Annotated in this window: 11 protein-coding genes; all 11 read right to left on the minus strand. The window is 48.1% G+C overall.

The genetic code is table 11. The annotated features are described in order from the left end of the window. Positions 1–90 precede the first annotated feature (90 nt). The gene (gene cysK / locus Q0338_RS06140) at positions 91–1,002 is read right to left on the minus strand and encodes a cysteine synthase A (RefSeq protein WP_298085989.1); all 912 of its coding nucleotides are present in this window, start codon (positions 1,000–1,002) and stop codon (positions 91–93) included. A gap of 101 nt (positions 1,003–1,103) precedes the next feature. Beyond that, on the minus strand, positions 1,104–1,997 hold the full coding sequence (locus tag Q0338_RS06145) for a Gfo/Idh/MocA family oxidoreductase (RefSeq protein WP_298085990.1): 894 nt from the start codon (positions 1,995–1,997) through the stop codon (positions 1,104–1,106). After that, positions 1,990–3,075: a DegT/DnrJ/EryC1/StrS family aminotransferase gene (locus Q0338_RS06150; protein WP_298085991.1), complete on the minus strand. Its 1,086-nt coding sequence runs from the start codon at positions 3,073–3,075 to the stop codon at positions 1,990–1,992. Before Q0338_RS06150 ends, Q0338_RS06145 begins: the two co-directional genes overlap by 8 nt. An 8-nt stretch (positions 3,076–3,083) precedes the next feature. Beyond that, on the minus strand, positions 3,084–3,752 hold the full coding sequence (locus tag Q0338_RS06155; protein WP_298085992.1) for a 3-methyladenine DNA glycosylase: 669 nt from the start codon (positions 3,750–3,752) through the stop codon (positions 3,084–3,086). A gap of 135 nt (positions 3,753–3,887) precedes the next feature. Continuing rightward, a complete protein-coding gene (locus Q0338_RS06160) occupies positions 3,888–4,703 on the minus strand; it encodes a TIGR00282 family metallophosphoesterase (RefSeq protein ID WP_298085993.1) in 816 nt (271 codons plus the stop codon). Beyond that, positions 4,703–5,464, minus strand: coding sequence for an ATP-binding protein (locus tag Q0338_RS06165; protein ID WP_298085994.1), 762 nt, complete (start codon positions 5,462–5,464; stop codon positions 4,703–4,705). The genes Q0338_RS06160 and Q0338_RS06165 overlap by 1 nt, the downstream gene beginning before the upstream one ends. After that, the gene (locus tag Q0338_RS06170; protein WP_298085995.1) at positions 5,461–8,418 is read right to left on the minus strand and encodes a DEAD/DEAH box helicase; all 2,958 of its coding nucleotides are present in this window, start codon (positions 8,416–8,418) and stop codon (positions 5,461–5,463) included. The genes Q0338_RS06165 and Q0338_RS06170 overlap by 4 nt, the downstream gene beginning before the upstream one ends. After that, positions 8,408–9,559 carry a bifunctional folylpolyglutamate synthase/dihydrofolate synthase gene (locus Q0338_RS06175; protein ID WP_298085996.1) on the minus strand — a complete coding sequence of 384 codons (1,152 nt, stop codon included), beginning with the start codon at positions 9,557–9,559 and terminating at the stop codon, positions 8,408–8,410. Before Q0338_RS06175 ends, Q0338_RS06170 begins: the two co-directional genes overlap by 11 nt. Positions 9,560–9,563: 4 nt before the next feature. After that, positions 9,564–11,111 carry a GGDEF domain-containing protein gene (locus Q0338_RS06180; protein ID WP_298085997.1) on the minus strand — a complete coding sequence of 516 codons (1,548 nt, stop codon included), beginning with the start codon at positions 11,109–11,111 and terminating at the stop codon, positions 9,564–9,566. Then, a complete protein-coding gene (locus Q0338_RS06185) occupies positions 11,101–11,634 on the minus strand; it encodes an LPS assembly lipoprotein LptE (protein ID WP_298085998.1) in 534 nt (177 codons plus the stop codon). The genes Q0338_RS06180 and Q0338_RS06185 overlap by 11 nt, the downstream gene beginning before the upstream one ends. Before the next feature lie 3 nt (positions 11,635–11,637). Further along, positions 11,638–13,136, minus strand: a 1,499-nt coding sequence (locus tag Q0338_RS06190) for a class I tRNA ligase family protein (protein ID WP_298085999.1), incomplete at its 5' end; no start/stop codon positions are given.

A 13,136-nucleotide genomic window follows, 5' to 3' on the forward strand; every position in this document is an offset into this window, starting at 1 on the left:
AGAATGGCCCCGTAGCCGCACGAGGCCACCGAGGGGTCTTTCTCGCGTACGGTCGCGACTAGTTCGTTTAGTTCGGCTATCAGTCCCAAATCACGCCTCGTAAAGCGGAGTACTAAGATATCTCTCGCCGTTATCGGGAGCTATGAAAAGCACCTTTTTGCCCTTACCTAGCCTCTTTGCGACCTTCACTGCAGCCGCCAAAGCCGCGCCGCCCGAGATACCCAGCAAGATACCCTCCTCTTTAGCCAGCTTTCTAGCCGTCTCAAAGGCCTCATCGTTATCCACGCGCTCTATCTCGTCGATATAGGCGGTCTCAAGCGTAGCCGGGATAAAGCCCGCTCCTATGCCTTGGATCTTATGCGGACCCGGTTTTTCGCCAGAGATCACGGCGGAGTCGTTTGGTTCGACGGCTACGATTTTAGTATTATAGCCGTTTGCTTTTAGCGCTCTTGCCGTGCCGCTTAGCGTGCCGCCCGTTCCTACGCCCGCTACAAAAGCGTCAAGCTCCTTAAAGTCGTCCATGATCTCTTTTGCCGTCGTTAGCTCGTGAGCCTGCGGGTTAAATTTATTTTCAAACTGGCTTAGCATCACGTAGCCTTTTTCGTGCACGAGTTCGTTCGCTTTTTCGATCGCACCTTTCATGCCCTTTGCGCCCTCAGTTAGCACTAGTTCCGCTCCGTAAGCCTTTTGTAGCTTGCGTCTTTCGATACTCATGGTTTCAGGCATTACCAGCACTACTTTAAAGCCTAAAGCAGCGCACGCCATAGCTACGCCGATACCGGTATTACCGCTAGTAGGCTCTACGATGATGTCGCCTTTTTTTAGCGTGCCCTCTTTTTGCATTCCAAGGATCATACTTGCGGCGATTCTATCTTTTACCGATCCGCCCGGATTAAAAAACTCAAGCTTAGCGTAAATTTCAGCCATGCCCTCTTCGTGCACGCTGTTTATCCTTACGATCGGGGTTTTACCGATGGTTTGAACGATGTTTTCGTATATCATTTAGACTCCTTTTGAAAAAATCGTGTAATAATAACTTCTTTTTCCATAAATATAAATAAAATATAAAAAAATAAATTTTCGTTTATATTTCAGCCTAAAATTTAGCTCGCGCTCTCTATGATTTTTAGCGTTTTTAAGCTATCTTCTATGCTAGCGCCCACGCTTTGCTCGCCCCTTAGTAGGCGCACGAAGTCCTCTAGCTCGCTTGTTAGCGGATCGGTTCTTTTGACGAATATATTTTGCGTTTTATACGAGCTAGCGTCAAATTCGCTAAATTTAACGAGACTCTGATTTAGTAAATCAGCCTCATAAACCGCCCCTTTGCACGCGACCTCGACCGTTCTTTTGCGTCTGTGCGCTAGCCAGCTAGTAGCGATGAGAGCCGTTATCTCGCCCTCAAGCTCAAACGACAAAACCGCGTTGTCTTCAAATTTGGCGTGGATTTTGCGCGAGCTTTTTATATCCGCAATTTTTATCTCTTTGCCGCTTAAAAATCTAATCAGATCTATATCGTGCACGGCTAGATCGGCCAATATCCCCACGTCCGTGATTCGCTGCGGAAATGGCGCGTTTCTAGTTATTTGCACGCTGTAAATTTCCTCGTTTTCAAGCTCTTTTTTTAGAGCCACGATCGCTGGGTTAAAGCGCTCTACGTGCCCGACTGCTACTTTTATATTTCGCTTTTGCGCTTCCTCTAGTAAAATTTGAGCGTCCGCAGCATTTGCGCAAACGGGCTTTTCGATGAGCAAATTTAGCCCCTTTTGCATGCATTTTAGCGCCGCTTCTTTATGTAGCGAGGTTGGCGTAGCGATGACGGCGGCGTCTAAATTTTCGCTCTCTAGCATCTCGTCAAGACCCAAGTAAATTTTTTGCGCGAAATTTTCCTTGCAAAACGGATCGCAAAGCGCGGCTATCTGCACGCCCGCGACGTTTTGCAGCGCGCGGTAGTGGTTTTTGCCCATGACGCCAAGACCTATGAGCGCAAATTTAAGCATTATTTATAACCTCGATGACGTAGTCTTGCTCCTCTTTGGTCACAAACGCAGACATCGGCAGCGCCATTATATCCTGCGCTACAGCCTCGCTCACGGCAAAATCTCCCCGCTTGTAGCCAAGACCTTTGAACACCTCTTGCAAATGCAGCGGCACGGGGTAATAAACTCCCGCCGGCACGCCTTTTTGCGCGCAGATTTTTAGCATCTTCGCCCTATCTTTTACGCGGATGCAGTACTGCGCCCACGCCGAGACGTTGCCCTGTGCGACAAAAGGCGCTACGACGCCCTTTAGCTCGCAAGAATACCGCACAGCGATCTCTTGGCGTTTTGCGATTTCGTCGCCGAGATATTTTAGCTTGACGTTTAAAATGCCCGCCTGGATGGCGTCGAGTCTGCCGTTTATGCCGACGTATTTGTGGATGTAGCGCTCGGACTGGCCGTGATTTAGCAGGATGCGCATTTTTTCGTTCAGGGCGTCGTCGTCCGTAAATATCGCTCCGCCGTCGCCGTAGCAGCCAAGCGGTTTAGCCGGAAAAAACGAAGTCGTAGCGATGCGCGAGAGATTGCAGGACTTTACGCCGTTTTGGCTCGCGCCAAAGCTTTGCGCCGCGTCCTCGATAACGGCTAGACCGTACTTTTGCGCGATAGCATTTATCGCCGCCATATCCGCCGCCTGTCCAAAAAGCGACACCGGCACGATAGCCTTGGTCTTTGGCGTGATCTTTGCTTCGATCAAATTTGGATCGATATTATACGTCCTCTCGTCGATATCGACGAACACGGGCTTTGCGCCCAGAAACGCTATCATCTCGGCCGTGGCGATAAAGGTAAAAGGCGTCGTGATGATCTCGTCGCCGGGCTTTATATCAAGCGCCATAAAGGCTAGCAGCAGCGCGTCCGTGCCGCTACTGCAAGCTATAGCGTGCTTTGCGCCGCTAAATTTAGCTAGATTTTCCTCCAGCTCGCCGACCTTGCCGCCGATATAGACCGAGCTATCTAGCACCTCTTTGATCTGCTCGTCGATTTCGTTTTTGTATTTTTGATACTGAGCTTGTAAATTTATAAAATTTATCTTCATCTTTGCTCCTATTTTATGGATTTTAGTATCTCCTTGCCTGCTTCGTCAAGCCTCTTTCCGTTAAAGTGCGCCTTGCAAAACTCCACTATCTTGCCGTGAAATTTGGCGTAAATTTCATTCATATCTAGCTCGCGTCCGTAGGCTTTGCAAATCTGCTCGCTATCTACGCCCTCTAGCCACTCCTGCGCCTCGTCGTAGCTTTCAAACTCGTATCCAAAAAAGCTCAAAATCCGCAAAGCGTAGCTATCTACGACCATCACGTCGCGTCCGCACGCGTAGCAAAGCACCGCGTCACAGGTCTCCACGCCGATGCCTTTGACTCCAAGCAACCACTCGCGGCTTACGTTTTCTTTGAAATTTTCAAAATCGCCGAATTTTTTAAAAATCGCATCGCAAAGCGTTTTTAGGCGTTTTGCCTTGGTGTTATAAAAGCCGCTAGGTTTTATTAGCAGGGCCAGCTCGGCCACTGGCGTTTTTACGATGCCCTCCACGCTCATCAAATTTGCGTTTTTTAGATTATTTAGCGCTTTGTCTGCGTTTTTCCAGTTGGTATTTTGTATCAAAACGGCGCCGACCACGACCTCAAAGGTGCCCGCATTTGGCCACCAAAGAGGGCCGTCTGCGTCAGCCTTTACGCCCGCGTTTTTTAGCGCCAAAAAAAGCTGCGTGCTATCCATCGTTTTTCCTTTTTTCTTTGTTTATTAGTAAATTTTACGCCCGGCTCTTGCTCAAATTTATCGTCCAAAACGCTACCGCGCTTAAATTTGAGTAAAAGCCGTCGCTAGCCTTGCGCGGCTCAAATTTACGCTCGCTTATATAAATTTAACCGCCCGCTGTACCAAAGGCTCGCTAACGCCGTCTATCACGCGGACCTTAAAGGCATCCATGCAGCGCCCGCCGTCAAATTCAAACACGACCATTTGAAAGATTCGCCTGCATTTTTCATTTACCTTAAACGAGTGCTTAAGCCCCGTTAAAAAGCTCTTCACCGGCGCTTCCGCGTCCATGCCGATGACGCCGTCAAACGCCCCGCTAAGCCCGACGTCGCTCACGTAGGCGGTGCCGCTAACTATTTGCAAATCATCGGTGCCCACGTGCGTGTGAGTGCCGACTATCGCTCCGACTCGCCCGCAAAATAGCCTAAAAAAGGCATTTTTCTCGCTCGTGGCCTCGGCGTGAAAGTCTATGAGGATATTTTCGCTCTCGCACTCGCCCAGTGCGCGCTCGGCTTCTAAAAAGGCGTTGTTCGTATGCGGCAAGCCGTAGTGCCCCATCAAATTTACCACGCTTAGGCTCTTGCCGTCTTTGCTCAAATTTATCGCGCCGCGCCCGGCAGTGCCTGCGAAGTGGTTGTAAGGACGGATGATAGGCAGAGCGTCCATCAGCGCGACTACGTCTTTTTTATCAAAGCTGTGATTGCCGCCCGTGATCGCGTCGATACCGCAGCCCAGCAGCTCGTGCGCGTTTGTTGCGGTTAGGCCAAAGCCGCCGCTCGCGTTTTCGGCGTTTGCGACGATAAAGTCAAGCTCGAATTCTCGCTTAAATTTGGGCAAATTTTGTATAACCGCGCTTCGTCCAGCGCGTCCGACGATGTCGCCGACAAATCCCACTCTAGTTAAATTTGCCATCAAATTTTATCTTTATAGCTTAGATAAAACTGTCTTGCGGTGCGTCCGGAGCGGCTCGCGCGCAGCTGTGCGTATTGCTTAGCTAGCTCGTGAAGCATGGCTCTATCGCCCACGAAATCTTTAAAATAAAAATCCACTATCTTTAGATAGTCCGCAAAACTGCCCTGATAAAAGCTAAGCCAAAGCCCGAATCTATCGCTAAGCGCGATCTTTTCCTCGACCGCGTCGCTATAGTGCAGCTCCGTCTCGCCGACCTTTGCGCCATCGTTGTCGCTTTTTAGTTCGCTGATCAGGTGGCGGCGGTTTGAGGTGGCGTAGACTAGCACGTTTTTAGGCGCCTTTTCGATCGAGCCCTCAAGCACGGGTTTTAAAAATTTATAACTCATGTCACCCGCCTCAAAGCTAAGGTCGTCGCAAAAAATGATAAATTTAAAGCTGCTATCCCTGATCTCGTAAATGATCTCGGGTATCATCTCAAGCTCGTCGTTTTTTAGCTCTATAAGCCGCAAGCCCTCCGGGTAAAATTTAGTAAAAACGGCCTTAACCAGGCTACTTTTACCACATCCTCGAGCACCCCAGAGTATCGCGTGATTTGCGCCCTTGCCTTCTAAAAAATTTCGCGTATTTTCTACGAGCTCTTCTTTTTGCTTTTCGATCCCGATAAGCCCCTCAAGCTGCGTGAAATCAACGTCTATTACGCCCTTTAATGCTCCAAATTTACGCCTATAAATCGCTGCGGCAGTCGTATTCCAGTCTATCATTTTTCCGCCCGTCCTTTGTTTAGTTTTCTAAGATAGATCAAGATCTCCTCTATCACGTCATCATCGTCTTTGCTCTTTGATTTTAGCCTGGTTTGCTCGCCGTTTTGCGCGGTTAGCATGATATTTTGCTCGGCGTTTGAGATAGCTTTAAAGCCCGCTTTTATCGCTAGAATTTTAATTATAATGAGGCTTAAAAACTGCTTGGTGTAGATGTCCGGCTTGCCGAATCTATCCTCGATCTCGCCCTCTATCTCATAAACCTCGGCAACCTCCTTGCACTTGCTAAGCCGCCTATATAGCTCCAGACGCAGTCTATCCTCGCCGATAAACTCCGAGTTTAAAAACGCGTTAATGCTAAGTTTCAGATCGATTTTCGCACTCTCAAAGCTCTCTTTATTTAGCAGTTTATTTATCTCTTCTTCGAGCATTTTGATGTAGAGCGAGTAGCCGATAGCCTCGATATGGCCGCTTTGAGCTTCGCCGACGAGGTTGCCGCCGCCTCTGATTTCTAGATCGTGGTAGGCTAGCACGCTGCCAGAGCCCAAAAACGAGTTGCTCTCAAGCGCGACTAGGCGTTTTAGAGCGTCCGCGCTTAGGGCGTTTTTGTCTTCGACTAGAAAGTAGCAATACGCCTGCTTGTCGCTCCTGCCGACGCGTCCGCGTAGCTGATGCAGGTCTGCGATGCCGAATTTATTCGCGCCCTCGATGATGATGGTGTTTACGTTTGGCAGATGTATGCCGCTTTCTACGATGCTGGTGCTTAGCAGCACGTCGTATTCGCCGTTTTCAAACTTCATCATCTCCTCTTCGGTCGTCTTGGCGTCGATCTTGGAGTGCAGCGTGAGGATGCGCAAATTTGGCATGATGTCTAAAATTTGCTTTTTTGCCTGAGGCATCGTGGCGATGTGGTTGTGGATATAAAAAATTTGCCCGCCGCGGCGCAGTTCGCGCATGATGGCTTCTTTTACCGCCTTTTCGTCCCACTCGCGCACGCTGGTTCGCACGTCTAGGCGCGAGCTTGGCGGAGTTTGTAGCACCGAGTAGCCCTTAACGCTTGAAAGCGCCATATTTAGGCTGCGCGGTATCGGCGTCGCGCTCATAGATAGCACGTGCGAGGCGCTTGAAATTTCTTTTAGTTTTTCTTTTTGTTTGACGCCGAATTTATGCTCCTCATCGATGATGATGAGGCCTAAATTTGAGGGCTTTACCGATAAAAGCGAGTGCGTACCCACGCAAACGCAAGACCGTCCCGCCTCCAGCGCCTTAACCGCGGCCGCTTTTTCCCTCGCGCTTGTGAAGCGATCGAGTTTAAAGACGCTAACGTCAAATTTACCCAGCCTCTCTTTTAGGCTTTTAAAATGCTGCGAGCTAAGAAGCGTCGTCGGCACGAAAAATAGCGCCTGAAAGCCCGATTTCACGCATTTAAATATCGCATTCATCGCGACCTCGGTCTTGCCAAATCCCACGTCGCCGCTGAGCAACCTATCCATCACCTTGCCGCTTTTTAGGTCGTTTGCGATGTCGCTTGATGCGCGCTCCTGATCTCTCGTGTAGGCAAAACCCGCGTTTTGTAAGAAATTTAGATACTCCGCGTCCTCTTTTTCGATGATCTCGCCGCGGATTAGCTCGCGCTGGGCGGCTAGCGAAATAATCTTTGAGGCGATGACAAAAAGTTTGGCTCTAACTTTTTCTTTTATCTTGGCGAAATTTGCCTTGCCCAGGCGATCTAAAACCGCGATACTACCGCTACTTGCGACGTATCTGTCGATCAAATTTAGATGCTCGACGGGCAAAAGCAGCTTGTCCTCGTTTTGATAAACGATCACGACGAACTCGCGCGTCCTGCCTAGCACGGTTAGCTTTTCAAGCCCCGTAAATTTGCCGATGCCGTACTCCTCGTGTACGACGTAGTCGCCCGCCTTTAGCTCGTCGATGACTAGACTCGGTTTTTTGGCGCGCTTTTTCTTTTCAAATTTATTTAGCGAGACGATGATCTCGCTTGGTGAAACCAAATTTAACGCCACTTCGGTTTGCACGAACTCTACGTTTTGATATTCGCTCAAATTTAATACGTTAAAAAGCCCCTCGTTGCGCGCTAAAACCTTGATTTTTTTATTTTTATTTAGCTCGAAAAAATCGGCGTTTGGAGTTACGCTTAAGTCTTTATAAACTTTAGCTGCGGGCAGTACGGGCAAATTTGCCACCTCGCCTAGATCCCGCTCAAATCCGTCAAATTTTTTCGTTAAGACCGTTTTAAATTCGCGCGTATAGTCGATAAATCCATCTATCGCCCAAAATCCGAGCGTCTTTAGGTCGCTGATTAGCGCGTCCGTTTGCATATCTTTTATTTTTTCGGAGGTTTTTTCAAACTCGGCCTCGCCCAGAGCCGCGATAAAAGGCGAAATTTCAACGCTTTTTAGCTCGGTTTTGTTTGAAATTTGCGTTTGCGTGCTGTAGTGCCTGATGCTCTCTATCTCATCGTCAAAAAGCAAAATGCGGTTTGGCTCCTGCGCGCCGACGCAAAAAATATCGATAATCTCGCCGCGCACGCAAAACTCGCCCTCGCTCTCCACGATATCGACCGCCTCGTAGCCAAAGCGCAGTAGCTTTTCGGCTAGCTCTCTAGGGTCGATTTTGTCGCCGAAATTTAGCGTTAGCTTTTGTAGATGTTTTTTGCCCGGAAGTTTGTTTAGGACGGTGCAAACGGGGCTGATGAGTACCTTTTTGCCCTCAAATTCGTAAAATTTGGCCAGCTCCCCGGATAGCTCGAAAAGTTCGGCGCTAAAGCTACGCAGATCATCACCCTCGCGCGCCCTAAAATCGGGCAATCTAAATACCTTAAGCCCGGCAAATTCCGCCGCGCTAAGAGCCGCGATGGCCTCCTTGTCATCCTCGCAGACGAGCAGCTGCGCATCGCCTCCGTTTAAAAAATACTCAAAAACCTCACTTTGCACCGCGGTACCTTTTTAAGAAGGCTTCCACGAGATAAAACGACCCGAACGCCAGATACTCCTCGTCCGCGCCCACGTCCGTAAAGTCAGCAAACTCCATATCAAGCTGGCGCAAAGCCTCTTTCACCTGCGCCGTCGCAAGCTCGCGGCCCGGCGTCTCGTACTCGATGATGTATGTTTTTTTAACGATCGGCTTGATCGCCTTTAGGACGGCTTTTATGTCCTTGTCGGCAAAGGCGTTAAAGATCAAATTTAGCTTTTTGCCCGCAAATTTTTTCACGAGAGCCTGCGCCGCCATCTCGTTGTGCCCGACGTCGATCGTTACGTTTGGCGCGATCTTTTCGCAGCGTCCGTTTAGATCTAGCGCGCCTAAATTTGCTAAATTTAAGCTAAATCCAAGCTCCTTAAACGCCGAAGAGCTAAGGGTCAAATTTGAGCGCAAAAACTCGGGTAAACCAAATTTTTCCGCGTAAATTTTAATCTCATTTTTATCCTCGTCGCTTAAATTTTCGGACGCAAATTTAAGCGTCGCGCCCTTTTTAGCGGCGATTTGCCTAGCGATACCTACGCAAAGCTCGTTCATATCGTCGTTCATCAAAGCAGCGTCCGCCATCGCGTTAAATTTAGTCGTCGCAATCTGCTCTAGCGTATCGCCCAGCAGCGCCGTGTGGTCAAAACCGATCGGAGTAAAGAGGCTAAGGCGCTTGTCAAACACGTTCGTAGCGTCAAATTCTCCTCCAACGCCAGCCTCGCAGACGAAAAAGTCGCACCCCTTAAAAAGCGGAGCGCAAAGCATCGTCGCGTACTCGAAATACGAAAGCGAGCGCGCAACCTCGGGAGGCAAAATTTTAATCAGCTTCTCGTGAGCCGTCTCGAGCGCGTCCGCACTAGCTATAGCGCCGTTCATCCAAAATCTCTCGCGAAACTCGAAAATATGCGGGCTCGTATAGTGTCCGACGCTATGGCCGCGAGCGAGCATCTGCGCTAAAAATCGCCCCGTGCTACCCTTGCCGTTCGTGCCGATTAGATGGATGATTTTTGGTATTTTAAACACGCCCTGCACGAATTTAAAGGCGTTCGGCATGCGCGCGCGGTTGATTTCCTTATAAAAAAGGGGTTTGTTTTCTAAAAAATTATCTAACATTCATTTAGCATTCCGGCATAACCTTGTTTCTACCGCCCTGCTTTGCCTGGTAAAGCATCCTGTCGGCCTCTTCTATGGTTGCATTCGAGCCCGTACTTGCGCTTCTTATCGCTACGCCGCAGCTTGCCGTTACGTCTATGCGCTCGCCTTTATACATAAATTTAGAATTCTGCACTATTTCTCGCATCTTATCGGCAAATTTGACCGCATCGGCCAGAGAAATCTCGGGCAGCAAAATAACAAACTCTTCGCCGCCGTATCTACCGACGAAATCAGCCTGGCGGGAGTACTTTCTAAGCATCTTGCCTATAGCAGCCAAGACGACATCGCCCGCTTCGTGCCCATAGACATCATTTATACGCTTAAAGTGATCTATATCAAAAAAGCAAACGCCGTAATCGTTGCCGTATCTGTTGTATTTTTGCTCCATTCGCTCGAGCTCTTCAACTAGCGCCTTTTTGGTTCCGGTTTTGGTTAAAAAGTCCTCTTTGCTTTGAGATCTTGCGCTTTCTAGATCGGTTTCTAGCTTATTTACTCTTTCTTGAAGCTCTTTTATGGTCTTTTGATCGTTTACCATCTGCTCGCCCAGCTGCTTAACCTCGCCGTCAAGCGCATCAGCGATGCTTAGCATCTTGTCTCTAATGCCCTCAAAGCTATCTTCGCGCAAATTTATCGAGCTTAGGTCGTCTTTGATGTACTGCATCGTGCTAGAGCTTTTTGACGAGCTACTGATTAGGCTTACGATTTGGTTATTGATACCGTCTAAAACCTTATCGAGCACGCCCACTTTGCCTAAAATTTCGGCCTTATCGAGCTCGATTCGTTTTTTAGTTAGCTCTTCTATTTTCTTTCTTGTTTGACCGTCTTCGAGCAGGCTTGGATCGCTTTTTAAAATTTTATTTATTTTTCTTACGTCGTCGCTGATTTTATCAGTGATAGAAGGTTCTAGCATTATAGCTATGAGCGGGATTATTTTTTCGTAAATTTGCGTGCTATCTAGCTCTTTTATAGTCGCATTATCAAGCTCTATGACGATAGATTGCAAGTCATCGAATTTTTTTATCCCGTATGAGCCAAGGCGTTTTAAAAACGAGTCGTCGTAATCGGTTAAAAAATCAAACCACTTGTCTTTTACTTTTTCTACCGTGGCTACGTCAAGCCTCCTGTTTAGCGCCTCTATACTGCTTTCCGAAAGCTCTTTGGCGTTTTTGTTGTGCAGGAGGGATACGCTCTGAAGGATCCTTTTGTTCATTAACATAAGCGCGCTTACTAGCTTTGAGTTGTCCATTATGCTTGGCGAATTTAACCTAGAGGCCATAAACGCAAAAAGCTCATCCACGTTTTTTACGTTTTTTTGCTTTAGCTGATCTTTAAAATCATCATTTAACCTTGCGACGTATTTTTCGAGCTTTTGGCACTCAGGCAAGGTAACGCCGTTTTTTTTCGCTATCTCGCAAAAAACCTCCGCATAGTTATCCGGAGTAAACACGAGTCCGCGATCTTTTATCGCCTGTATGGCTTCTCTTATGATCTGATTTACGCTAATTGCCATTTTTTAGCCCCTTTACCGCAAGCACTGCGATATATTCGTCAAAAGCCTCTTGCGAGGCCTGTTTTACTGCATTATATCTATCGCTTTCGCTGATGACGCCGTCGGCAAATCTAGTATCTCTTATCTTTTGCGACACGGTAAAGTCGTGCTCGCCCGAAGTCGTCACCGATAGCGTCTTGCCGCCTTTTAACTTAGTGTCGAAATTTAGCGTTAGTATCGCTTTATACGACGTTACATAGCCGTTTTCATCATATAATAGCGCTTGGTAGTTAAGCGATTTGATCGAGACGGTTATGGTGGTTGGCTCGTTTTTATCGTAGCTCATGCGCTTACCCAGCCTTGTTACTATACCCTCCAGCACGCTATCTTTGATCCAGACGCTGTTTTTAGGCTCTTCTTTGCTTATTAGCACGTTTACGTAGACGCGGTCGCCCATTATGTCGTTCGTGATCTTTGAGACGGGCTTATAGCCGCATCCGACCAGGATAAAAGCCGCTAAAAATAGTAAAATTTTTATCTTCAAATTTTAGCCTTTTATTACGAAATTTACGAGTTTGCCTGTCACGTAAATTTGTTTGATTATCTCTTTTCCTTCTAGCCATTTAGCCGCGCTGTGTCTAGCTAGAGCCAAAACCTCGTCATCGCTCGCACTGCTTGGCGCTTCAAATTCGCCGCGCCTTTTGCCGTTAACGGTGATAGCCAAATTTAAGCTATCTTTTTCAAAAACCTCGTCTAAAATTTCTATTTTCGTAAAATTCGCCCTGCCAAATAGCTGCTCGCTAAGCTCGTTTGCGACGTGCGGTACGATAGGTTCTAGCAAATTTAAGATGATAAAAAACGCTTCCGTCGTTACGTCCTGATTATCCTGCGCGTTTACGGCGTTTAGAGCTTCCATGCAAGCAGCGATCAGGGTGTTAAAGGTAAAATTTTCCTCGTAAACGTCGTTTGATTTTTTAAGCGCCTCGTAAACCTTCATACGTGCGTATTTTTCTTCTTTACTCAAATTTGCGTGCGCTATCTGCGGGATTTGCGCGCATTTTTTTACGCCCGAGCTTCGTTCGTACAAGCGGTTTAAAAATCTAAACGCGCCCTCGACCGCGCTATCGTTCCACTCAAGTTCTTTTTGCGGAGGCGCGGCAAATAGGATAAAAAGCCTCGCCGTATCGGCGCCGTATTTGCTGATGATGTCGTCAGGGTCGACTACGTTGCCTTTGCTTTTACTCATTTTTTTGCCGTCTTTTAGCACCATGCCTTGAGTGAGCAGTCGCTCAAACGGCTCGTCGTCTCTGAGGTAGCCTAGATCTCGCAAGGCCTTTTGGAAAAATCTCGCGTAAAGCAGGTGCAAGATCGCGTGCTCGATACCGCCGATATACTGATCCACATTCATCCAATAATTCACGCTTTTAGCGTCAAACGCGCGATCCTGCCACGTTTTTTCGTCGCTCGCGTACCTAGCGAAATACCAGCTACTCTCAAAAAACGTATCCATCGTATCGGTCTCGCGGATAGCCTCACCGCCGCATTTTGGGCACTTTACGTGCTTCCAGCTCTCGTGTTTATCGAGCGGATTTCCCTCGCCCGTTATCTGCACGTCGTCAGGTAGCGTCACAGGTAGATTTTCGATCTTTTCAGGCACGACGCCGCAGCACTTGCAGTGCACCATCGGTATCGGCGCGCCCCAGTAGCGCTGTCTAGAGATACCCCAGTCGCGGATTTTAAAATTTACGACGCGTTTGCCGATCTTGTCCGCTTCAAATTTTTCTATGATTTTTAGTTTTGCTTCTTCGCTGCCAAGACCGTTTATGAGCGGCGAATTTATAGATATTCCGTACTCCGTTAGAGCCTTGCCGCCTTCAAATTCGCACTGCATAGGCTTAACCACCCACTTTATCGGTAGGTCAAATTTACTCGCAAACTCATAGTCGCGCTCATCGTGAGCCGGAACTGCCATAACCGCGCCACTACCGTAGTCCGCCAGGACGAAATTTGCCACCCAAACAGGCACTTTTTCGCCCGTTAGCGGAT

The sequence above is a fragment of the uncultured Campylobacter sp. genome (assembly GCF_938018145.1).
Classification (GTDB): domain Bacteria; phylum Campylobacterota; class Campylobacteria; order Campylobacterales; family Campylobacteraceae; genus Campylobacter_A.

Bases quoted from the DNA above. Each gene is read 5' to 3' on its own strand.
- Q0338_RS06155 (WP_298085992.1), bottom strand. From the start codon at position 3,752: ATGGATAGCACGCAGCTTTTTTTGGCGCTAAAAAACGCGGGCGTAAAG.
- cysK (WP_298085989.1), bottom strand. From the start codon at position 1,002: ATGATATACGAAAACATCGTTCAAACCATCGGTAAAACCCCGATCGTA.
- Q0338_RS06145 (WP_298085990.1), bottom strand. From the start codon at position 1,997: ATGCTTAAATTTGCGCTCATAGGTCTTGGCGTCATGGGCAAAAACCAC.
- Q0338_RS06175 (WP_298085996.1), bottom strand. From the start codon at position 9,559: ATGTTAGATAATTTTTTAGAAAACAAACCCCTTTTTTATAAGGAAATC.
- Q0338_RS06165 (WP_298085994.1), bottom strand. From the start codon at position 5,464: ATGATAGACTGGAATACGACTGCCGCAGCGATTTATAGGCGTAAATTT.
- Q0338_RS06150 (WP_298085991.1), bottom strand. From the start codon at position 3,075: ATGAAGATAAATTTTATAAATTTACAAGCTCAGTATCAAAAATACAAA.
- Q0338_RS06180 (WP_298085997.1), bottom strand. From the start codon at position 11,111: ATGGCAATTAGCGTAAATCAGATCATAAGAGAAGCCATACAGGCGATA.
- Q0338_RS06160 (WP_298085993.1), bottom strand. From the start codon at position 4,703: ATGGCAAATTTAACTAGAGTGGGATTTGTCGGCGACATCGTCGGACGC.